At 48.8% G+C, this 22586-nt stretch carries 18 protein-coding genes; 7 read left to right on the forward strand and 11 right to left on the reverse strand.

Annotated elements, in window-relative coordinates; all coding sequences use genetic code 11:
- Window positions 1–440: 440 nt before the first annotated feature.
- Window positions 441–785: an endonuclease domain-containing protein gene (locus O3C58_10085; GenBank protein MDA0692207.1), complete on the forward strand. Its 345-nt coding sequence runs from the start codon at window positions 441–443 to the stop codon at window positions 783–785.
- 68 nt (window positions 786–853) lie between these two features.
- Here O3C58_10085 and O3C58_10090 read toward each other — a convergent pair whose 3' ends face one another.
- From O3C58_10090 to O3C58_10110, 5 genes are all read right to left on the reverse strand, one after another.
- Window positions 854–1618 (reverse strand): HupE/UreJ family protein, encoded by a 765-nt coding sequence (locus O3C58_10090; protein MDA0692208.1) that lies wholly within the window; start codon window positions 1616–1618, stop codon window positions 854–856.
- Window positions 1619–1931: 313 nt separating this feature from the next.
- Window positions 1932–3482 (reverse strand): SLC13 family permease, encoded by a 1551-nt coding sequence (locus O3C58_10095; protein MDA0692209.1) that lies wholly within the window; start codon window positions 3480–3482, stop codon window positions 1932–1934.
- Between the two features lie 350 nt (window positions 3483–3832).
- The gene (locus tag O3C58_10100; protein MDA0692210.1) at window positions 3833–4717 is read right to left on the reverse strand and encodes a CoB--CoM heterodisulfide reductase iron-sulfur subunit B family protein; all 885 of its coding nucleotides are present in this window, start codon (window positions 4715–4717) and stop codon (window positions 3833–3835) included.
- Window positions 4714–5655, reverse strand: a complete 942-nt coding sequence (gene sdhB, locus O3C58_10105; protein MDA0692211.1) for a succinate dehydrogenase iron-sulfur subunit — start codon at window positions 5653–5655, stop codon at window positions 4714–4716. The genes O3C58_10100 and sdhB overlap by 4 nt, the downstream gene beginning before the upstream one ends.
- On the reverse strand, window positions 5655–7364 hold the full coding sequence (locus O3C58_10110; GenBank protein MDA0692212.1) for an FAD-binding protein: 1710 nt from the start codon (window positions 7362–7364) through the stop codon (window positions 5655–5657). The genes sdhB and O3C58_10110 overlap by 1 nt, the downstream gene beginning before the upstream one ends.
- A 396-nt stretch (window positions 7365–7760) precedes the next feature.
- Between O3C58_10110 and O3C58_10115 the strand changes: the two genes are divergently transcribed.
- The gene (locus tag O3C58_10115) at window positions 7761–9035 is read left to right on the forward strand and encodes a DEAD/DEAH box helicase (GenBank protein MDA0692213.1); all 1275 of its coding nucleotides are present in this window, start codon (window positions 7761–7763) and stop codon (window positions 9033–9035) included.
- Between the two features lie 66 nt (window positions 9036–9101).
- Here O3C58_10115 and O3C58_10120 read toward each other — a convergent pair whose 3' ends face one another.
- From O3C58_10120 to O3C58_10135, 4 genes are all read right to left on the reverse strand, one after another.
- On the reverse strand, window positions 9102–9521 hold the full coding sequence (locus tag O3C58_10120; protein MDA0692214.1) for a hypothetical protein: 420 nt from the start codon (window positions 9519–9521) through the stop codon (window positions 9102–9104).
- Window positions 9518–11530 carry an NAD-dependent DNA ligase LigA gene (ligA, locus tag O3C58_10125; protein ID MDA0692215.1) on the reverse strand — a complete coding sequence of 671 codons (2013 nt, stop codon included), beginning with the start codon at window positions 11528–11530 and terminating at the stop codon, window positions 9518–9520. Before ligA ends, O3C58_10120 begins: the two co-directional genes overlap by 4 nt.
- A gap of 142 nt (window positions 11531–11672) precedes the next feature.
- The gene (locus O3C58_10130; protein ID MDA0692216.1) at window positions 11673–12962 is read right to left on the reverse strand and encodes a Do family serine endopeptidase; all 1290 of its coding nucleotides are present in this window, start codon (window positions 12960–12962) and stop codon (window positions 11673–11675) included.
- A gap of 416 nt (window positions 12963–13378) precedes the next feature.
- On the reverse strand, window positions 13379–14863 hold the full coding sequence (locus tag O3C58_10135; GenBank protein ID MDA0692217.1) for a Do family serine endopeptidase: 1485 nt from the start codon (window positions 14861–14863) through the stop codon (window positions 13379–13381).
- A gap of 690 nt (window positions 14864–15553) precedes the next feature.
- On the opposite strand from O3C58_10135, the gene O3C58_10140 reads away from it, so the two are divergent.
- The 5 genes from O3C58_10140 to O3C58_10160 all read left to right on the forward strand — a co-directional run bounded on the left by O3C58_10140 (window position 15554) and on the right by O3C58_10160 (window position 20230).
- The gene (locus O3C58_10140; protein ID MDA0692218.1) at window positions 15554–15796 is read left to right on the forward strand and encodes a DUF2065 domain-containing protein; all 243 of its coding nucleotides are present in this window, start codon (window positions 15554–15556) and stop codon (window positions 15794–15796) included.
- Complete coding sequence (locus O3C58_10145; GenBank protein ID MDA0692219.1) at window positions 15789–16223, forward strand: hypothetical protein; 435 nt, start codon at window positions 15789–15791, stop codon at window positions 16221–16223. The genes O3C58_10140 and O3C58_10145 overlap by 8 nt, the downstream gene beginning before the upstream one ends.
- A gap of 104 nt (window positions 16224–16327) precedes the next feature.
- The gene (locus O3C58_10150; GenBank protein MDA0692220.1) at window positions 16328–17080 is read left to right on the forward strand and encodes a DnaA/Hda family protein; all 753 of its coding nucleotides are present in this window, start codon (window positions 16328–16330) and stop codon (window positions 17078–17080) included.
- A gap of 4 nt (window positions 17081–17084) precedes the next feature.
- Window positions 17085–18728: a fatty acid CoA ligase family protein gene (locus O3C58_10155; GenBank protein ID MDA0692221.1), complete on the forward strand. Its 1644-nt coding sequence runs from the start codon at window positions 17085–17087 to the stop codon at window positions 18726–18728.
- Window positions 18725–20230: a glycosyltransferase family 39 protein gene (locus O3C58_10160; protein MDA0692222.1), complete on the forward strand. Its 1506-nt coding sequence runs from the start codon at window positions 18725–18727 to the stop codon at window positions 20228–20230. Before O3C58_10155 ends, O3C58_10160 begins: the two co-directional genes overlap by 4 nt.
- Here the strand turns inward: O3C58_10160 and O3C58_10165 are convergent.
- Together O3C58_10165 and dctP are read right to left on the reverse strand one after the other, a co-directional pair.
- Window positions 20227–21024, reverse strand: a complete 798-nt coding sequence (locus O3C58_10165) for a phosphatase PAP2 family protein (GenBank protein ID MDA0692223.1) — start codon at window positions 21022–21024, stop codon at window positions 20227–20229. The two genes, O3C58_10160 and O3C58_10165, sit on opposite strands and share 4 nt — an antisense overlap.
- A 479-nt stretch (window positions 21025–21503) precedes the next feature.
- Complete coding sequence (gene dctP / locus O3C58_10170) at window positions 21504–22517, reverse strand: TRAP transporter substrate-binding protein DctP (protein ID MDA0692224.1); 1014 nt, start codon at window positions 22515–22517, stop codon at window positions 21504–21506.
- Between the last annotated feature and the right edge of the window lie 69 nt (window positions 22518–22586).

Consider the following 22586-nt stretch of genomic DNA (forward strand, 5'->3'; position numbering starts at 1 on the left):
ATTCAAAGAGGTGTCTTTGTTATAGTGGAACAGGCTTTCCAGCCTGTTCGCACGGGCTGGAAAGCCCGTGCCACTGATTTAAGAAACTCTTTACAATGTTCGATTCTCTTTTAAAAACTAATTTTTAGAGGTGCCCTTGAGGAATTTCCACCGCAAAGACGCAAAGGGCGCAAAGAAAAAATTGAGGGTAAAAATACCCCCTCACCTTAATCCTCTCCCCCACAGGGGAGAGGAATCTTTTAAAATCATCCCTTCTCCATGGGAATTTTTTTAGTTCCTTCTCCCCTCTGGGGAGAAGGTTGGTAGGATGAGGGGGATTTCACCGCAACACACATAGGGTGATGTCGTAGCGAACGCAAAGAAAAAATGGAAGAAATTAATGAAGGTAGTTTAATTATCTCCCTCGCCCCTCTGGGGAGAGGGCTGGGGTGAGGGGAACAATGAAAACCACTCCAAAATCCAACGCCAAAAACCTTCGAAAAAACTCCACCGATGCGGAAAGAAAAATGTGGTCATTACTCCGAAACCGTCAACTGGTGGGATATAAGTTTCGACGACAACACCCCATTAAAAATTTCATCGTAGATTTTGCCTGCATAGAAAAACAATTAATCATTGAGGTAGACGGCGGGCAACACCTGGAAAGAAAAAAGGAGGATGACGAGCGCACTCAGTTTTTGGAAATTCAGGGTTATCGCGTTCTTAGGTTTTGGAACGATCAGATTTTCAAGGAAACAGAGTCAGTGTTGGAAATGATACTAAAAGCGTTAGAGGAGGAAGAATAATCTTTTATCCCTCCTCACCTTAATCCTCTCCTCTCAGAGGAGAGAAAATTAAAGAAGAACCTTCTCCCCTACTCAAGCGAGTTCCTTCTCACCCCCCCTAAAGGTGAAATATCAAACTCATTATCGGGAACGGGGGTTAGCGCATCCATCGCTTCATGGGCATGGGAATGATTGTCTTCCGGGAAACCAAATTCATCGGGGTTGACGCTGTGCAAATAGCCGTGCATCTGCATCAGGAATAACAGGCTCCCCGCGACGATCAGGCCCTTATTCGACACCGAGCTGATCTGCAAAAAGGATTTCGTCCGCCGCCATTTAAACAGCAACGCCACCATGACGCACAGAGCGCTTATCTGCCCCAGTTCGATGCCCAGATTGAACGAAAGAATCCTGAGGACAATGCCGTCGTCCCCCAAAGGAAGCTGTTGCAGCCGGGTGGACAGCCCGAAACCGTGAATGAAGCCCAGTAAAAATATCATCAGCAGAAGGTTGGGAGCTTTCTCGAAAAATTTCTTGAACCCGCCTAGATTTTCGTAACCGATATAGCAGACGCTGAGCGCGATCACCGCATCGACGAGCCAGTAATTGGCGGTGATTCCCATGAGAGTGGCGGAGATCAGGGTGATGCTGTGTCCCACGGTAAATGCCGTGATGTATTTCACCACATCCATGAAGGTGGTCAGGAAAAACACGATGCCAAATACGAACAGCAGGTGGTCGTAGCCGGTCAGCATGTGAGTGGCTCCGAGCCACATGTATTGCAGGTAGCCACCGCCAAGCATGGCCTGCTTGTCAGCCTCGGACATTCCATGCGCAGACACCCATTCGGTCATTAGAAAAAAAAGCGCTGTCACGAGCAAGCTGAAAACTATTTTTGGCTTCATAGGTCGATTAGGTTTAGTTAAAGTTTTTCATTTTTATTAAAGGGTATCTCTAAAAATTGACTAAATGTTCCTAATCGTCAATTTAAGGAGATGGCTTTGTTTTAGTGGGACAGGCGACCTGCCCTTAAAGGTTATACGGAAGTGCGGAATTTAATTCCGCCTTTCCAGCCTGTCCGCACGGGCTAGAAAGCCCATGCCACTGATACAAGAAATCCTTGTACAATGTTCGATTTCCTGTAATAAACTAATTTTTAGAGATGCCTTAAAGAAAAATTTTCTGCACGAACAGCAAGACCATCGTCGTGACCAGAATCGCGCCTAAAAAATTCAGCACCACTCCAGCACGCGACATCTTGGGAATCGTCACCCAGCCAGAGCTGTAGACGATCGCATTCGGAGGCGTAGCGACAGGCAGCATGAAGGCAAACGATGCGGAGAGGGTCGCGGGAATCATCAGCATGAGAGGGTGATAACTTGCCGCCACCGCAGTCGCCCCAATGATAGGCAGTATCATCGTCGTGGTCGCCGTGTTGGAGGTCAGTTCGGTGAGAAACGTGATCGCCAGACAAACGACGAGTATGACACCGACAAGCGGGAGCGCGGCCACTCCGGTCAGCTGTTGGCCTATCCATTGATCCAGCCCGGTTTTCCCAAACCCCGCCGCCAACGCGAACCCGCCGCCAAACAGCAGGAGAATTCCCCACGGGACTTTCTTCTGCACGGTGTCCCAATCGAGCACGAAGTATTCCCGCTTTCCCTGTAGTTCCATGCCTTTGCCGAAGTTCAGAGGCAGAAGCAGTAATAATAGTCCCATTGCCATCGCCACCGTGGCATCGTGCAAAAGTTCCGGCCTTGCAAAAAAACCGGACCACCCCGGTATCGCCAACGAACCAATGGTGATGGATTTTCTGAATATCCACAGGAGGGCCGTGGACACAAAAACCACGGCGATGATTTTTTCCGCCCTGTTCATTTTTCCCAAAGCTTTGAGTTCATTCTTGATAATTTCCGGTTCGTTCTGGCCAAACTCAATCTGCTTTAGAGGAATGGGCGCTACGAAACGGCACAGGTAGACCCACACTATCGGAAGAAAAACGCAGACGAGAGGTACCGCCAGCACCATCCATTGAAAAAAACTGATCTCAACCAATTCGGGATACAGTTTTTTATAGAACCCGGCAAACACGATATTGGGCGGCGTGCCGATCAAGGTTCCCACTCCGCCAATACTGGCCGCATACGCCAGCCCCAGCATCAGCACCAGGCCCAGGCTTTGCTGGATCGCCTGTTCGCTCTCGGCATTGCGTACTCCGTTCAAAGAAGCTTCGGACGCGATCTGCCGCACCACCGCCATGCCCACCGGCAACATCATCATGGTGGTCGCCGTGTTGGAGATCCACATGGAAAGAAACGCCGCCGCCACCATGAACCCTAAAACAATCCGCTGCAGGTCTGTGCCGATCAGGGAAATGATGACCAATGCGATGCGTTTGTGAAAATTCCACTTTTCCATCGCGAGTGCAATCATGAACCCGCCGAGGAAAAGAAAAACCAGATGGTTGGTATAATTTGGGGCAACGTCCTTGCTGGACAGGATGCCAAGCAGGGGAAACAAAACCAGGGGCAGAAGAGCCGTCACTGTAATCGACGTGCCCTCCCCCATCCACCAGATGGCCATCAACACCACCACGGCCAACAGGCGCTGACCGGCAACCGTCATACCTTCCGGCTGAGGCATCAACAATATGAGCAGGGAAACGACCAGCCCGCCAAGGAGAACGGCGACCTGTTTTTTGAATTTGGGGTCCGTCAAAGAAACACCTCTTGCGCCAGCCTGAGGGCTGGAGCAAATATTATCGCGCTATGGATTTTGGGCCGACCTAGCCCTCATTCGTGAGGAATTTTTCCTCCCGCGTAGCGGGCGCTCAAGGTAATATGCACCAACCGGGGCGTGACTTCAAGAGTTTGTGCATCCGGCCCGCGTGACGCTGGACCCAATATTTACATGCGATGGATTTTAGATTCTCAGAGGCTCGTGAGCTAATAGCACCCTTCCTACTCCTTCGGGGCATGATGTAAATGAAGAGGATACCACAGGGGCATGAAGGCAATGGAAAGGATATCACAAACGTTAGCCTCACTTTTCCTCCCCGCGTTGCGGGGCTAGCTGACCGGATGAAGTTTTCTTTTGACTGTCAGGGTCGAAACGATGTGCTTGTCCATGTCCAGCTCCTTGGGAGAGTACCCCAGGGCCAAAGCGACGAGTTGCGGAAGGTGAAGAATGGGAATGGAATATTTCTTTTTTAGAAGTTTATCAATTTCGGGCTGGTAAGAATCCAGATTCAAGTGACACAGGGGACACCCGGTCACCACGCAATCGGCTCCGCTTTCGATGGCGTCTATCAAAGCGTTGCCCGCCATATCCAGAGAGGCTTTTTTGTTCATCATGACAATGGGAAACCCACAGCACTTGGTACGGCTGGGGTAATCGACGGGAGTGGCTCCAAGCGCCGTGAAAATGTCTTCCATTCCGGTCGGGTTGTCCGGATTGTCAAAATCGGAAAGTTTTGAGGGGCGCAGAACATAACAACCGTAAAACGCCGCCACCTTCAACCCGGTCAGCGGTCGTTTGATCCTTTCCTTGAGCCGTTTCATGCCCTCATCACTGGCGAGAATATTGGCAAAATGCTTGATGCGGCTTTTTTCGCCATCGTACTGATGACCGCCCTCGCTCAGGATATGGTTGATCTTCTTCATATATTCCGGATCGGACTTGAGATTGCATTCGGTTTTTTTCAAGACCCCCTGACAGGTCGAGCAGATGGTGACCAGATCCAGCCCCTGCTTTTCAGCAATGGCAAAGGTGCGGGCATTGAGTGTATCGGCCAGCATCTGGCTTTTCTCGCCCACCACTCCCGCGCCACAGCAAGCGGCACTTTTCATTTCGACAAATTCTATGCCCAGTCCCTCTGCGGCTTTTTTGGTGGAAACCATCAATTCGCGCGTGGCGCCTTGAGAAACACAACCTGTAAATAGAGCAAATTTCATTGACCCAGTTCCTTGAAAATACGCTTCACGTCCTTAACATCTTCAATTGACTTATGGATGATTGGAGGAATCTTGCGTTTCAGCAACATTCGTATTCCAATGGGAACCAACTCCAGCAATCCCTTGAAATTAAAATATCCCATAGATTCCACTGGAATCATGTTTTCGTTGAGCCGACCACTGCTCTTGACGGATTTTACAAATGACAGCGCATGACGCGCACCATTATTATTATGGACGCCCTTCTCCAGCGCCACCGCCATGACTTCCTTGATGCGGTAAAAAGGTTGTGCCGGTTTGGGGCAACGCTCCACACATTCCCCGCAGTGTGTGCAGTCCCAGATGCCACCCGGCTCGCTCAATGCCGTCACTCGCTCCAGAGTTGCTTCATCACGCGAGTCGCCCACAAAACGCTGGGCCTTGGCCAATGCCGCCGGTCCCAGAAAATTATCGTCCACCTCCAGCACATTGCAGTCAGAATAACAATTGCCGCACATGATGCAGGTGCTGGAATCGTCGATCAGGCGGAATTGCTCGGGAGACTGCAATCTCTCTTTTTCAGGTGGTTGTTTGCTGGTCTGCAAATAGGGGGTGACCTTGTTGATCTTGTCCCAGAACGGTTGAAAATCAACCACCAGATCCTTGATCGGCTTCAAATTCCCCAAAGGCTCAATCGTTATCGTGTCATTTTTGTCCAACAGACTGGTCGCCTGCTTCTGGCAAGCCAGTAGGGCGCGACCATTGGCCTTCATGCCGCAGGACCCGCAAATGGCACTGCGACAGGACATCCGGTAACTCAAACTACCGTCCTGAGTCCATTTGATCTGGTTGATGCAGTCTAAAAGCGTCGCCCCTTTGGGAATATCCAGTTGAAAATCTTCGTAATAAGGTTCCGGTTTTTTTTCCGGATTATATCGTTTGATCCTGAAGGTAGCCATCAATAGGTTCTTTCAGTAGGTTGATGCTTTGTGATGATCACCGGCTTGTATTTCACTTCCAACGCACCCGATGAGCCATGAACCATCGTATGCTTTAGGAAATTTACATCATCGCGTTTTTTATAATCCGTCCGGGAATGGCCGCCGCGGCTTTCCTGTCTGGCCAAAGCCGAGGTCGCAATAATTTCTGCCATACCCAGCATATTTTCCAGCTCAAGAATCTCGTATAATTCGGTATTAAACAGCTTACCCTTATCCGTTATTTTACCCTTTTTAAAGCGGACTTGGAGGCTTTTTATAGTTTTGATGCAGGCTTTCAGCCTTTCTTCATCGCGGAACACCCCGCATTTTTCCATCATCACTTCTTTCATTTCATCGCGGATTTCGTTATAGCTCTCGGTCCCGTCCCTCTGAAATATATCTTCAAACATTTTCAGAACTTTAGTTTTTTCAGGGCCCTCGTTGACTTTGGCGAAATCCACATTTTTTGCATACTCCAAAGCAGACATGCCCGCACGTCTGCCAAAAACCGTAGCTTCCAATAGCGAATTCGTTCCCAAACGATTGCCGCCGTGAACAGAAACGCAGGCGCACTCGCCAGCCGCAAAAAAACCTTCCATCTTCGTTCCTTCAGCGTCCATGATCACCTGACTGAACTTGTCGGTGGGAATGCCGCCCATCGAATAATGAGCTGTGGGCTGAATGGGTAAGGGGTCCGTCACGCAATCAACGGAGGTGAAGTCTATCCCCAATTGACGAATCTGCGGTAGACGCTCCATGATCCGGGCTTCGCCAAGATGCCGCAAGTCGAGATAGATATAATCTTTCCCATCGACACCCCGACCCGCGTCAATTTCACTTTGCTCCGCACGCGAAACAATGTCTCTGGGAGCCAGCTCCATACGCGAAGGGGCGTATTTTTCCATGAACCGCTCGCCCTTGCCATTGAGCAGGTAACCGCCCTCGCCTCGCGCCGCTTCTGAAAAAAGAATCCCCTGTTTGTACAATCCCGAGGGATGAAACTGAATAAATTCCGCATCTTCAATAGGAATCCCGGCTCTGAAAGCCACCATAGCGCCATCTGCGGTGCCGGCAAAAGCATTGGTAGTGATTTTAAATATCCGGCCGTAGCCTCCGGTACAAAATATTACAGCTCGGGCTTGAATGACCTCAACAGCCCCGGTTTGAACGTTACTGACCACGACCCCGTTGCAACGGTTGCCTTCGGTAATGAGGGAATGCATATTCCATTCATTATAAATTTTTACGGATTTGCTGTTCTTCATCAACTGCTCGTGCAGAGCATGCAGAATGGCATGACCCGTACGATCCGCAGAAAAACAGGCGCGCGGCTTGGAATGACCACCAAAACTCCGTTGCGCTATTTTTCCATCCGGTGTCCGGCTGAAAACACAGCCCATGTGTTCCAATTCGTAAATGATGCTCGGCGCGGCTTTAACATATTCCTCCACGGCATCCTGATCATTGAGAAAATCTCCCCCTTTGATCGTATCGTACATATGCTCTTCCCAACTGTCTGGCTCGGAGTTTCCGAGAGCCGCGGCGATTCCACCCTGAGCCGCACCGGAATGCGACCTTGAAGGATATACCTTCGTTAGAACGGCCACATCCAGCTCCTTGGAGACCTCCAGAGCGGCCCGCATGCCGGCCAAACCCGCGCCTATGATGACGACATCATGTTTAATCACAACAGATCCTTATTAACCATTTGATAAAAAAGAGATATTAAACATTCTCAAGAAAGAATGCAGTGGCTGGCGCCTTTAGAACCCCTTCAACCAGCATGTCCATACCCGCGAAACATTTGACTAAAAAACAAGGCGTCTGTCAAACGTAAGAAAAAAGCCGATGAAGCCTGCGGATACCCGATAACTGGCTAAAATTGAAGGGCGTATTGAACCATTCCCATCGTTTTCTGTCAAGAAAAATGAGTTTGCTGTTGAAAAAGTGAGAGAAGGAAATATAATGAACCTAAGGTATTATTGAATACTTCAAAATTAACAAACAATTCTCAAACATCCACCCTATTAAAGCGGCGACACTTAGTTGAGTCCTTCCCGCAGTTGGAGCCCCCCTTGGAACAAATTACATTTGAGTCTCTTCACCTTCCTGAGACCGTACTAAAAGGCATACAGGACGCGGATTTTAAGTACTGTACCCCCATTCAAGCTGCGGCATTGCCCATCGCCCTGGCAGGAAAGGACGTAGCCGGCCAGGCGCAAACGGGAACCGGCAAGACCGCTGCCTTTTTGATCACCATTTTCACACGACTTCTCGCAACCCCAAAACCCGAAATGAAAGGGGAAAGAGCCGGTCCACGTGCACTCATCATCGCTCCAACCCGCGAGTTAGCCCGGCAAATAGAAAAAGATGCCCTGCTCTTAGGCAAACATTGCAATTTCAAAATCGTCTGCGTATATGGCGGCGTGGATTATGACAAACAACGCACCATGATTAAAGACGGGGTGGACATTCTCATCGCCACCCCTGGACGTCTGATTGATTATTACAAACAGAAATTCTTCAGCCTGAAGCTGGTGGAAGCGCTGGTCATCGACGAAGCCGATCGCATGTTTGACATGGGTTTCATTCAGGACCTGCGTTACCTGCTCCGCAATACCTCGCCCTACAACAAGCGCCTGTCGATGCTGTTTTCGGCAACGTTGAACTTCAGGGTGATGGAACTGTGCTACGAACACATGAACAACCCGGAAAAAGTGACGATCGAACCAGAAAAGGCCGTGGTCGATGAAATTGCCCAATCCCTTTATCATGTCGGCCATCACGAAAAATTCAATCTTTTGTTGGGACTGCTGAAACAGGAAGAGGGAGAAAAAGTGTTGATTTTTTGCAACACCAAAGCCATGAATGAAAGGCTGGAAGCCAAACTCAAACATAATGGCTTCAACGCCGGACAGATCTCGGGCGACCTGCATCAGAAAGCCCGTATCCGCGTTCTCGAAGAATTCAGCGCTGGTGATCTGGATATACTGATCGCCACCGATGTCGCCTCACGCGGCATTCATGTCGATGACATCACCCACGTGATCAATTTCGACTTGCCACAGGACCCTGAGGATTACGTTCATCGCATCGGCAGGACAGCCCGCGCCGGAAAGAAAGGCACGGCTATCACCCTGTGTTGCGAAAATTATGCGGCCCACCTGGAACGGGTGGAAGAATATTTAAAAACCAAAATTCCCGTTGTCTGGGCGGAAGAAGAATTATTTCTTAAAGGTAAGCCAGGAATGCCGCCCCGGCGTCCTAAAACCAAACGCCCTCCCGAACGCAAGTCTTCATCAACCAGTCGACCGGTCAGAGGCAAACCGCCCCGAGGCAGGTCTCGCGCACGGCCCTGAGGCAACCGGGCCAATCCTTGAGGAAAAGCAGGTCAGCTGTTCTCTGCCTTTGAGCAGAGGCTTTCCCTACAAAAATACCTCGATGAACCATTTGGGTTTCATGCGTCCGAAATCTGTCCTCAGGTTATTTTTGAGAGCTTTCTTTGGATCGAGCACGTAACCCTGCTGTCCCTCGCGGACAAAAACCGTCCAGTGCCAAAACGGGATTCCATTTTCCACATGCCATTTGATAGCCAGAAGCGCGCGATCGGGAAGACGATTCCAATCTTGAAAAGGCTTCTCCCTGTCTGATATTTTAATCTTCAAATGCGCCAACAGATTTCGTACATACACCGTCTCAGACCACAATTCAGGGTCCTCAGCGAAAATGCCCAGTTGTTTGGCAATCTTTCTCGTGTGTTGGTAGGATTGATTGGAAAGCATCGTTACACAGGCGATTCCACATCCCGTTCTTTCTTCCTGCACCACCGGTTTTAAAGTTTTCATTCGCTTAAAAGAGTTTTAAAATCATCTTCACTTAAAATCTGCACCCCCAACTTTTCGGCTTTGTCGCGTTTTGATCCGGGGTCATCCCCCGCAACGACATAATCAGTCTTTTTGGAAACGCTGGATGTCACCCTCCCACCCTGAGCCAGAATTTTTTCCTTGGCCTGGTCGCGGGTATAGTCCTGCAACGTGCCGGTCAGCACGAACTGTTTGCCAAGCAGTCGGTCCCCCGTTTCCTGCCTTTCTTCAACCATGACCACACCCTGTTTTTGAAGACGGAGGATTTCTTCTTTATTAGCCTCCTGATCAAAAAAAACTCGCAGGCTTGCGGCCATGATGGGTCCCATCTCCATGACGGATTCCAAATCTTCGAAGGAGGCGTTTTGTAATGCATCCATCGAATGAAAGGTTTGCGCGAGAACATCAGCCGCCCGTTGCCCCACATGACGCACTCCTAAACCGTGCAACAACCGGGAAAGTCCCGCAGTCTTGCTTTTTTGAATCGCATTTAAAAGATTCTGCGCCGACTTTTCAGCCAAGCGCTCGAGCGGCACCAGATCTTCTGGAGTCAACGCGTAAAGGTCCGAGAAATGCTGCACCCGGCCACTGTCTACCAATTGGTCGATCACAGCCGGTCCCAGGTGATCGATGTCCATCGCCTTGCGCGACGCAAAGTGGAACAAACGTTCCTTGAGCTGGGCCGGGCAGGCAGAATTGACACACCGCCAGGCGGCTTCTTCCTTCTCGCGGACAATCGCCGTTTTACATTCGGGACATTCAGCAGGCATTTTAAACGGTTGGCCACGGGATTTTCCCGGTTCGCTCACCACCCGCACCACCTTGGGGATCACCTCTCCAGCTTTCTCGATCACCACGGTATCACCCACTCGCACGTCTTTGTCTTTGATCACGTCTTCATTGTGAAGCGTCGCACGGCTGACGGTGGACCCCGACAAGAATACCGGACGCAACACGGCGACGGGCGTGATGGAGCCGGTCCGCCCCACCTGACAGACGATATCCTCAACTTCGGTTGTCACCTGCTCGGCCTCATATTTATACGCCACCGCCCAGCGCGGATGTTTGGCGGTGCATCCGAGTTTCTCCTGATAGGACAGTCCGTTCACTTTGACCACCAGCCCATCTACTTCGTAATCGAGGTTATCTTTTTTCTCGCGCCAACGATCGATCAAAGCAAAGGTTTCTTGAAAATTCTTGCACAAAACCGTAGCCGGGTTGATGCGAAACCCCAGCGCTTTGAGTTTCTGCATGGCTTCGTAATGCGTTTTAAACGGCATGGGGTCCATGTAGCCAACACTGTAAATAAAAATATCCAGAGGCCGACGGGCGGTGATCGTCGGATCGAGCAGACGAAGGGAGCCTGCCGCCGCGTTTCTGGGATTGACAAATTCCGCCTGTTCATTCGCTTTGCGTTCTTCATTGATCCTGGAAAATGCTTTGCGGTCGAGGTAAACCTCGCCCCGCACTTCGAGAAATTTAAACGCTTCTTTCTCTACAGGGATTTGAAGGGGAACGGAACGAATGGTGCGCAAATTGGCGGTGATGTCTTCCCCTGCTCTGCCATCTCCGCGTGTGGCTCCCTGGACAAACAATCCGTTTTCATAGGAAAGCGTGACGCCGAGCCCATCAATCTTCAACTCCACTACATATTCAATGGCATCTTCGGCAATTTCGTTTTTAAGCCCTTTGACCACACGACTATGAAAATCGCGGAATTCGTCCAGGTTGTAAGTATTATCCAGGCTGAGCATCGGCATTTTATGCACCACGCTCTCGAAACGGTCCGATACCTTACCGCCCACTCGTTGCGTCGGGGAGTCGGAAGTGACCCAATCGGGATGCTTTTTTTCCAGGTCTATCAACCTCTGCATCAGACGGTCGTACTCGCGATCGGTGATCTCGGGCTGGTCATCGACATAATAACGAATGTCATGCCGCCTGATTTCACGCCGGAGTGTTTCGATTTCTTCTTTATCGGATTGTGGCATCTTGAAAATCGGCTCCAAAAATCACAAAGGGATGAAAGGTTTCGCAAACGGCAAAAACCCAGGAGCGATTATATTAGACAGTGAATGAAATTAGGGAAATTTTGAGGAATTTTTATACTGTGGGGAATATCGAAGTAACCTGCTAGGGTTCCAAAGTCACGTAATAGCCATACCTGCCCCGCTGAACCAAAAGGAGGGCGCTGTCCCGGCCACCGGCTTCCAGAATGGCTTTATTGAAGTCCTGCTCGTTGTCAATCTGGCTCTGATTGACTTGCCGGATAATATCCCCAGGGCTGAGACCGATTCGTCCTCCGGCGCTATTGGGAGTCACTTTATTGACCATGACTCCTTTGCGAGTCGATAACTGGTATTTTCTTACCGCCACGTCATCAATATTCTGAACACCCAGTCCCAGCCAGTTCAGGGTGAAATCTACAACCTTATCACTGGGGATGGCTTTTACTTTGAGCCGGATGTCCTGTTGCCGGCCCTCGCGGAGAACGGAAAACGTAATGGTATTTCCCACCGAATAAGACCCGACCCTCTGCTGGTACTCCAGTTTTCTGCTGATTTCATGGTTGTTCAATTTGAGGATCACATCACCCTGTTTTATTCCCGCCTTGCGGGCAGGACTTTCAGGAAACACCTGAGTCACCAACACCCCCTGCGCCCGGTCCAATTTGAAATAGCGGAGCAACTCCGGGGTCATATCCTGAACCAAAACCCCAAGCCATCCGCGACGAACTTTACCGTAACTGATCAGATCGTTGATGATGCGTTTTGCATTTTCTATGGGAATGGCAAACCCGATACCCTCAGCCTTCTGATAAATCGCCGTGTTGATACCGATTAAAGATCCATTGATATTCAGCAACGGTCCACCACTATTCCCCGGATTGATGGAGGCATCGACCTGGATAAAGTCGTGGTAAACCATATCTTCTCCCGATTTGATGGAACGGTTGAGAGCGCTGATGATTCCAGTGGTCACTGTGTGCTGAAGACCAAAAGGATTGCCTATGGCGAGCACCGTCTCGCCAATCATCAAATCGTCCGAACGTCCCATTTCGACAAAAGGCAGCGGCTGGTCGGAATCGATCTTAATCACGGCCAGGTCCGATTTCCGATCCGCTCCGATCAAACGGGCGTCGAATTCGCGCTTGTCAATCAGAGTCACCTTGATTCTAACCGCCTTGCCGATCACATGTTCATTGGTCAGGATGTATCCCTCGGGATTGATGAGGACTCCCGAACCAAGGCTCCGTCGTTGTTGATCGAAATTAGGAATAAAATCCTTTAAAAACCGATCGAAGACATCACCTCCAAAATTACCTCCACCAAAACTCCGAAATGGATTCCCGCGCTGAGGAGGCGCCTCCTCGGTATAGATATTGACCACCATCGGGCCGACTTTTTCAACCGCTAAGACCAAAGGGGTTCTTCGGCTGGATTCTGAATGAGAAAAACCAGGGAAAGAGTTTAGTAAAAGGAACCAAAACAGGAGGGCAGAGAGAATAGCGGGTCTTACTATCCGGGGAAATAGCATAATAAGAAATTTAAGTGGGGTAAGGATTGAGATGGTGGACCGGAATTGGCCCACCATCTTCATCAAGTCAATACAAAATGGAAGGTTGAATGATTAGCAGGTTGCTGAAAAACTATTTTTGGGACCTTAAAATGTTAATTTCAAGTTTACTGTTAATTTAAGAAAACCAGTAGCACAGGCTTTCTAGCCTGTGCGCACAGCCTGGAAAGGCTGTGCCACTTAAAAGCAAAAACCTGTAAAACTTAACTCGCTGACGGATTTTTCTCTTTTTCAGCAACCTGTTAGAGTTTAACCCTAAACCCCTAGTTCATTTTAACAGCCACATAGATCGTGGTTCCTCCTCTGCGGACAAGAAACAACACCGTGCTTTCTTTTTTTACCGCAGAAGTGACGTTATCGTAATCCTGAACAGAATTAACAGGAGTTCGGTTGATTTCTGTTATCACATCGCCTCTACGGATTCCCGCTTCTCCTGCAGCACCATCAGCCGCTACATCGGAAACAAGAACCCCATCTGGAGAATCCAACTGAAGGCTCGCCATGAGTTCTGGAGTGATGTCCTGAACTTGCAGACCCACAGGATCTTCCTTGGCGGCGACCTGTGTTTCTCCTTCTTTCAGAACCTCGATGGTGATATTGAAAACTTTTCTTTTGCCATCGCGGATCACTTCCACGGGAACCTGCGAGTCGGGGGAGGTCCTGGCCACAATTTTTGGCAAGGTTTCTATTTCATCGATATCTTCCTTATTGAATTTAACGATGACGTCCCCTCTTTTGATTCCAGCTTTATCTGCAGGACCCTCGGGAATCACATCACCCACCAGAGCTCCTTTGGCAACCTTCAGACCAAAGGACTTGGCCAATTCGGGAGTGATTTTCTGGATCATGACTCCCAGCCACCCGCGCGTCACACTGCCCTTTTCCTTCAGATCCTTGAGAATGGTCTTGGCAATATTAATGGGAATGGCGAAACCGATGCCGACATTGCCGCCGGAATTGCCAGATATAATCGCGGTATTGATGCCAATGACATCGCCTTTGATATTGATCAAAGGCCCACCGCTGTTGCCAGGATTGATCGATGCATCGGTCTGGATAAATTCGTCATAAGGCCCGGCCCCGATGTTCCGGCTGAGAGCGCTGACCACGCCTACCGTGACCGTATGGCTCAAGCCAAATGGATTGCCTATCGCCATGACCCATTCCCCGACTTCCAGGTTCTCTGAATCTCCAAGATTCAAATGGGGGAAAGGTTTGGTGTTGCCTTCTTTTCTTACAATCTTGATCAACGCAATATCGGTTTTGGAATCGGCTCCAATCAACGTCGCGGTGTGCTCCTTATCATCATCCAGAGTAACGGTGATTTCATCCGCTCCGTCAACCACATGGAAATTGGTGAGGACAAAACCCTCGGGATCAATGATGAACCCGGAACCCATACCCCCTTTAGGCCGTTGCTCCGGACGTTGTTGTCCGAAAAAACGATCATAAAAATCCTTGAAAGGATCAGGACCGCCTCCCGGAGGAGAAGAAGGTGGAGGGGGAGCCTGAAATTGCCTGGCACTCGGTTGGGCTTGTCTTTTGGCTTTGACGCTCACGTTGACCACCGCCGGGTTCTGCTTTTTGGCGATATCAACAAATATGTTACTTGCCAGGGGGACCGTATCGCTACTCAATGCAAACGCCTGCTCTAAATACCCTTTACCATTGCTCCCAAACGAAACCGGCAAGAGCAATGCGCCCGCAAGCATCAAAACAAAGGGGAGTTTAACAATCTTTAAATTCATGTGTGACCTCGCTATACGATCCAAATTAATGAAAGTGTTCAATCCCCATACGGGATCTTCTGCCGAAATGAATTACTGCTTTAAAGAAGCACGCTGTTCCAGTGCAATTCTTTTCAGGCTACTAAATCTGATATTAATCAAATATTAAAGCAGGATTAATTTTTCTTAACCTCTACGCCCGGGAGCATGACCGCCAATGGTCGAAATAAGAAGAAAAATCATGCGCGGCTTTTCAGAGTCTGCAAATGAAAAGTAAATGAAAAGTAAATGAAACGAGCTTATTCCAAATAGTAATAAAGAATAAATCCTTTTTGTGAAGCAAAACCTGACAAGACCCAACTTTTCAGAGATTCCCTCTAAAACTGTTTGGCTCCAGCCAACCTTTTAAAAAATAATAACTTTTCAGTGTACTTATTATAATTAGCCAGAGTTCTTTTTACAACCTCCATTTCCTAAGATGCTTCGACCCTTCCAGAATTACTTATTGACTCATAGTTTTATATAACAGATAATTATTCAAACAGTTCGAGTCCCGTTAAGGGAACCGGGCGAGAGAATCCGGGAATTTTCTCCAACGAGTTGCGCAAATTGCCCAAACTGACTTTTTCTACCCAAAATGGCTGGTTCCCTTAAAAATTTTCTTCGTCCGCCTAAAATATCCTGGCAAAGATCTTTTGGAGGCACTCCACCTTGCTTTTATTCATTTACCCAGGGTTTCTCCCTGTTCAACCGATGAGTATTTTCTTAGCTGCCCTGGGATTGATGATGGTGTTTGAAGGCATTCCTTATTTCTGTTTTCCAGCTCAGGTAAAGGCCTTCGCGCGCAAAATCCCGGAGATTCCCGATACCACCTTACGGATCGTGGGCTTATTTCTCATGCTGCTAGGATTAGCAGTCGCTTATTTTGGGAGGTTCATTACTGATAATGCATAAACGAATCACTATTCTGACTTTCATTTTGATGGCATCATTACTGCTTTTTTCTTTAGGCGGGTGCGCCGGGAAAAAGAAGACTATAAATTCCGAGGATGCATCAGCGGGGTTTTCAGATGTTGCCTACCCGTTCACCGATGTGCCCATCCCTGCCGGATTCAAGTCCGACCGGGATAAATCCTTTATTTATGAATCCGGCAGTGGATCGATCAAGGTGGGGCGGTTGTATTATTCAGGTTGGAACGGCGCTCAGGAAGTGGTGAATTATTACCAAAATGCCATGATCAACAAAGGATGGAAGATGATCAACGCAATGCAACATGGCGGGATGATCTTGAATTACGAGAAAAAAGGCTGGGTGTGCACCCTGATCGTCACGGAAGCCATGCTCAAAACACACCTGGAAATACAAATTAATCCCAAATAATTCATCAGGTAGTGGTACAATCCTTCTGTCCTTGATCCCTGAAATCTTCCGGGGATCAAAGCGGTTCTGATAAAAATTTTTCCTTCTTCGCTTTAATTATAAAAATGTCTGAAACGAGTCCTTTCTCAAGGCAACTCATTCTGGATTTCCCTTCGCGTCCTGAATTCAAGTTTTCCAACTTTGTGATATCGGAAGGATCCCGGTTCGCCTACGAAGTGGCCCGGCAAATCACATCGGACGCCCCGCTCTCCTACAGCACGCTTTACCTGTACGGAGACCGCAACCTGGGAAAGACGCATCTGCTGATGGCCATCGGCAATCATATTTCGGAAACTCAGCCCGACAAAAAAGTGATTTTTCTTAATGGGCAGGAATTCGTGCGCAAAATTGGAGAGAAAAACTCCGAGGAAGTCACGCAAACGCTCCGCCTATTACTGGAAGCGGACTATTTTCTGCTGGACGATGCCGATTTCCTGGCAAAACAACCCATAGCCCAGGAAAAGCTTTACCATATTTACAACACCTTGCAGGAAAATAATAAAAAAGCAGTTTTCGCCGGACTGCACAGTCCGGAAAAGCTCGCCGCCACCGAACCCTACCTGAAATCCAGATTTCTGTGGGGCATGACGGCGGAAATCAAACCGATAGACGACACGACGACGGCGAAAATACTCACCAAGCTTGGCAATGATATCGGACTGAACATTCCAGAAAAAACCATAAACTACCTGCTGACTCACATCCCCAGAGATTTTTTGTCCATCAAAAACTCCGTGGAAAAAATAAATCAGGAATCTTTCCTGCGTAAAAGGAAAGTTTCCATTCCTCTAGCCAAAGAGGCTCTAAACCGTCCCTAAGAAAATGAAGGCTTCGCAGTTGAATATCGCCACTCTGTTGGATCAGGTCGCTCGGGAAAACCCGAAAACGCCAGCAGTCATCGTTCCCTGGCAAAAACGCAAAATCAGTTTCCAGGAACTTCACGAGGACAGTAATCGTCTGGCCTCGGGACTGATCCGCATAGGAATTGCCAAAGGCGACCGGGTGCTTTTGCTCGTTCCCTTCAGTATCGAATTCATCACCCTGACATTCGCCCTGCTTAAAGCCGGAGCGGTTGCCGTATTGATCGACCCCGGTCTGGGACGGAAAAACATGCTGCAATGCATCAAGCAAGCTCAGGCCAAGGGAATGATCGCCATCCCGAAAGCCTTTGCCGCAAGAAAATTATTTCCCAAGCCGTTTCAGGACATCGAAATATCCGTCACCGTGGGCCGCCGCTGGTTTTGGGGCGGAAACACATTGGACCAGATAAGAAAGCTGGGCGCAGAAGATATCCCGCCTGCGGAAATCAACGAAAATGATCCCGCCGCCATACTTTTTACCAGCGGCAGCACCGGGCCGTCTAAAGGCGTTTTGTACACCCACAGCATGTTTCTTCATCAGGTCGAGGTTTTACGATCATCCTTTGGGATTCAACCGGGGGAAATCGATTTACCGACGTTCCCGCTCTTCGGTCTGTTCGACCCCTTACTGGGGATGATCTGTGTGCTGCCAGAAATGGACTTCACCCAACCCGCCAGCGTGAACCCGGAAAAATTGATAAAACTCATAAAGAAATTCGCCATCACCAATAGTTTCGGTTCTCCCGCACTGTGGGACACAGTGAGTCGGCACTGCATCGACCAGAAAATCACTCTGCCTTCTATCAAACGAATTTTGATGGCCGGGGCTCCCGTACCCGGAACCTTGATCCAACGGTTTGATCAAATTCTAGAGGACAGCGCGGAAATCCATACCCCTTATGGAGCAACGGAAGCCCTGCCGGTCACCTCAATAGAAAGAAAAACCATTCTCGGCGAAACCTGGGGGAAAACCCAACAGGGCCTGGGCCTTTGCGTTGGGCATCCGGTTCCTTGCATGCAACTTAAAATTATAAAAATCACCGATGATTCCATCCCGTTTTGGAGTCCTGATCTAGAACAACCTGCCTATGAAGTGGGTGAAGTTGCAGTTCAGAGCCCCTGGGTCACCCGGAAATATTTTAATCCCCTGAGTCCCGCCAATGAACTCGCAAAAATTGCCGATGGGGACAACTTCTGGCATAGAATGGGAGACTTGGGTTGGCTGGACGAACAAGGCCGTGTGTGGTTCTGCGGCAGGAAAAGCCAACGCGTGATAACCAAGAGCAAAACTCTTTACACCATCCCCTGCGAAGCCATTTTCAATCAGCACCCCAGGGTCAGGCGTTCGGCCCTTGTCGGGGTGGGAGAACAGGGCCTGCAAGAACCTGTCATGGTGATAGAACCTGAGGACACCAAGCTCACCCCGGATTCCAAAGAGACGAAAGCTCTCATGCAAGAACTTCTCGAACGGGGAAAACAGTACCCGCACACGGAGGAAATTAAGTTCTTCCTTATTCATCCCAATTTTCCCGTGGATATCCGCCACAACGCGAAAATCTTCCGTGAGCAACTGGCAACCTGGGCCGAGGAAAAAATAACCGAATGAAAGAAAAAACCATTTTCAATGTTTTAAAACCCGATTCACACGCAAAAGTTCTGCTATACATTTTCCTGGTCGCGCTGGCCTTCAGGCTTTGGGGCGTGACCAATCCTCTGCTCGATTTTCACAGCTGGCGCCAAACGCTGACAGCCACCATCGCCCAGAACTTTTATTTAGAGGAGATGAATCTCCTCCAACCCGCAACCAATTGGGTCCACGAATACTACGAATTTGAATTTCAAGTTTACCCCTACCTCGTGGCCTTGCTGTACAAAATATTTGGTTTTCACGACATCCTGGGCCGCGTGGTTTCCATCGCTTTTTCTCTGGGAACCGTGGGCATGCTGTATCTATTGGGAAAAAGGTATTACGACCCGGCCACGGGGCTGGTAGCGGCGGCTATATTCTCAATTTTACCCATGTCGGTTTTTTACACACGCGCCTTCATGCCGGAATCGGCGATGCTGTTTTTTTCCGTCGCCATGCTTTATTCCTTTACCCGATGGCTGGATACCGGCACATGGAGAGACTTTTTCCTGGCGTCTCTGTTCACAACGCTCACTTTTCTGATCAAACTCCCCACCCTATACATGGGCGGCCCGCTGCTGTTTCTGGCCTGGTTGAAATTTGGAAAAACCATTTTCGCTCAATACAAACTATATCTGTTCGTCCTGCTCATCCTCGCACCGCCCTTGTTGTGGTATAGCCACATGGCGGATTTACACGCCCAGGCACATCAGGGCGAGAGCATCTGGCTGGGCAACGACAAATTGGCAAATCAGGGAATTCTTTTTGACTATAAATTTTATAAGCTGATTTTCTGGACCCGGCTGGTGGAAAAGATGTTTGCCTTCACGGCGTTCCCGTTTTTGGTCCTCGGGATGCTATCCAAAACAGAGCGCAAGGAACAATACCTGTTTCATGTCTGGTTTTTCTCGGTCTGCGCTTATTTTTTAATAGTGGCTGTGGGCAACCAGGTGCATGAATACTATCAACTTCCCATCATTCCTGTTGGCTCGGTTTTTGTCGGAATTTTTCTTGCAAAGTTTTTCAAGGCCCATCCGAATCCAGGAGCCTGGAAACGGGACATCAAGGTGGGACTGGTTTTGCTGATGATCGTCTTTATTCCCATTCATTCCATTTATAAATTAAATAAACGCTTGAATTTTAATCGGGACTACATGACCATCGGGGAAGTAATAAAAGAAAACAGCGGAGAAAATGACCGCATCCTGCTTCAGGATGTGGGCGCTAACAGACCGCAAACGTTTTATTACAGCGACCGAAAAGGCTGGACCCTGGGCTATCGTCAAAATTTAAGCCCAAAGGATATCGATCAATACATAGCTAACGGCGCGGCTTATTACGCCATGGCAAAAATTGATTTGGAAACTGTGAACAAGGAATTGTTCGATTACCTGTCAACCGCCCACCAGTTAGTCACCAGAGACTCACAACTCACTCTGTTCAAGCTAAACCGCCCGACTTCTTCTTATCAGTCCCCCTAAAACCGCATCGCAAAATCCAGGCCGACTTCCTTCTTCGAAACTCTGGGATAAATGGTATAATGCCTGCCTTTTTTGTCGCTGTGCAGTTTCAGAATGGTCTTCGAGACAAAATAACCCAGGGCACCACCTAAAAATATATCGGAAGCCCAGTGCTTGTTGTCGTTGATTCTCGACAACCCTGTTAAAGCGGCCACGCTGTATGCGATTGGGGCAACCAGCGGCTTGTCATCGTATTCGGAAGCGATGACGGTGGCGATGGAAAATGCAGAGGATGTGTGCCCGGAAGGAAACGAAACGTTGTCGAAATCAAACCCGCTCCATTCACGCGAGTTCTCGGCTGAACCGGGACGGGTTCTGCCTGAGGAAAATTTCAGTGCAAAAGTGAATATTCCGGTCACCGCGAAACTTTCCACACTCAACAGGGCAACCCGTTTGGCTTTATCATTTTTCGCAAAATGACCATACACATAAAAGGCCACCAAACCGGGAAAGGTATACCCCCCGTTGCCAAAAGGTTCAAGCACTGCCGCAACATCATCGGTAGTCGCACTGCGTTTATCCTGGGCAAAATCCCGAATCTCGTCATCAAGCGCAAAGAAAGCCCCCGTGACCCCCAGAACCAGAGAGGCTTTGAGCCAGTCGGAGGTATTCCACTGCAGGGGGGAAAGCAAAATATATTTCGTGTCGGAAAGGATGCCTAGAAAGTAATCCGTGTTTAACTTCGGGCTGTATTGTTCGTTGGGGGAGGTGGAAACTTTTTGGACCGATGCCCTCTTTCTTGTCCTTTTCGCCAACAAGGTTTTTCCTTGAAGGCATCGCCCTTCACATGAAGCCACTTGTTCGCTGGAAAATGATTTCGATGTAAAAAGGTCGGAACTAAAATAGTTTGAGGTTTCTTGTGGGTTCAGGGGCGCTGCATAGCTTAGGGTGACCCAACCAAGAACAGCCAAAAACACCCCAACCGCAGATTTCAATCGTAGACCTTTCCTCAATTCCGTCCCCCGAAAAATTTTTATTTAACAACCGACACCCATTTCGCTAGGGGGATGCCTGCATAGGAACAAACATAATATTTTGTGTGATTTTCTTATATACGTTTTCCCGAAAGGAATCAACTAGTAATAGGAAAATCAAACATTTAAATTGAAATAGATCGCGGGTGAGCTTTTTCAGAGAGAGGTGAACTCAAAATCAATAGATCTGGAAATTCTTGCAGTGGATTCGGCAGAGGGAAGAAGTTCGGGATTATCGTGGACACGATTTTCACCAGATATTATTTTACCTCTTGTAGGTGGTTCAATACGGTCTCCAGGAGTTTGGGTGAAAAAAGTTTACCTGCAAGATTTTTTCTAGTAACGGCTCCGGCCTGATGAAATTCTTCAATGACCTTTTTCTCCGGCAACTCAGTCAACTGCACTCCGTTATCCTGCATGATTTTAATGGAACTGCCATTGTCCTTCTGGATGGTTTGCACCAACTGTTTGAGGTATTTTTCACTGAGTTTTTTCAGAATCGGTTTGCAATCCTCTGGAAGACTGTCAAATTTTTTTTTGGAAATCAACACCGCGCCGGTTGCATACCCCATCCTGAGCTGCGACATGTACTTCACTTTGGTAAACCATTGCAGGGCCAATGCTCCCTGAGACGAAGCATAAATCGTGTCCAGCAGTCCCGTTTGCAGGGACATCAACACATCGGTCACAGACAGAGGCACTGGTTTTACGCCGAGGGCCTTGTAGGTTTCTTCCACAAGCGGGTCCCCCTCCCACATCCAGGGTTTGGTCTTTTTTATATCTTCAACAGAATGAATTTCCTGAGTGGAAAAAAAATGCACCCAGCCCACCGGCACCCAGCCCAAAAGGACATATCCATTTTCTTCAAACTTATCGGTAAAATAACCGTTCATTTTCTCGTAGACGTGCTGAATCTCCTGATCCGTATTAAAAAGAAACGGCAAATCAAGGACTCTCACCTCCGGCAGGATCTCCCCCAACCCTACGCCCGTAAAACCGGCGGCATGAATCTGCCCAATCCGCATTTTGCGAATGACATCTCTCTCATCTCCAGAGACGCCCCCCGGATAAAACTGGAAGGTAACGCGGCCATCCGTATTTTTTTCCACATCATCCGCCAGTCGGCGAATTTCCTTCATCCAGGAAGATCCCTCAGGCGCCAGGGTCGCAAACTTGATACGGGTTTTTTTACCCTCTGCGAAAGACACCCCAGGACTCAACAGCAGAAACCCTGCGGTCGCAAGGACGAGGCCATACGAAAATATCTTTCGCATAGAATTAGAAAAGGTGAACATCATTTTTTTTACCGGGATTTATCAGCAGGGGAATCAATTTCAGGAGTG

Source organism: Nitrospinota bacterium, from assembly GCA_027619975.1.
Classification (GTDB): domain Bacteria; phylum Nitrospinota; class Nitrospinia; order Nitrospinales; family VA-1; genus JADFGI01.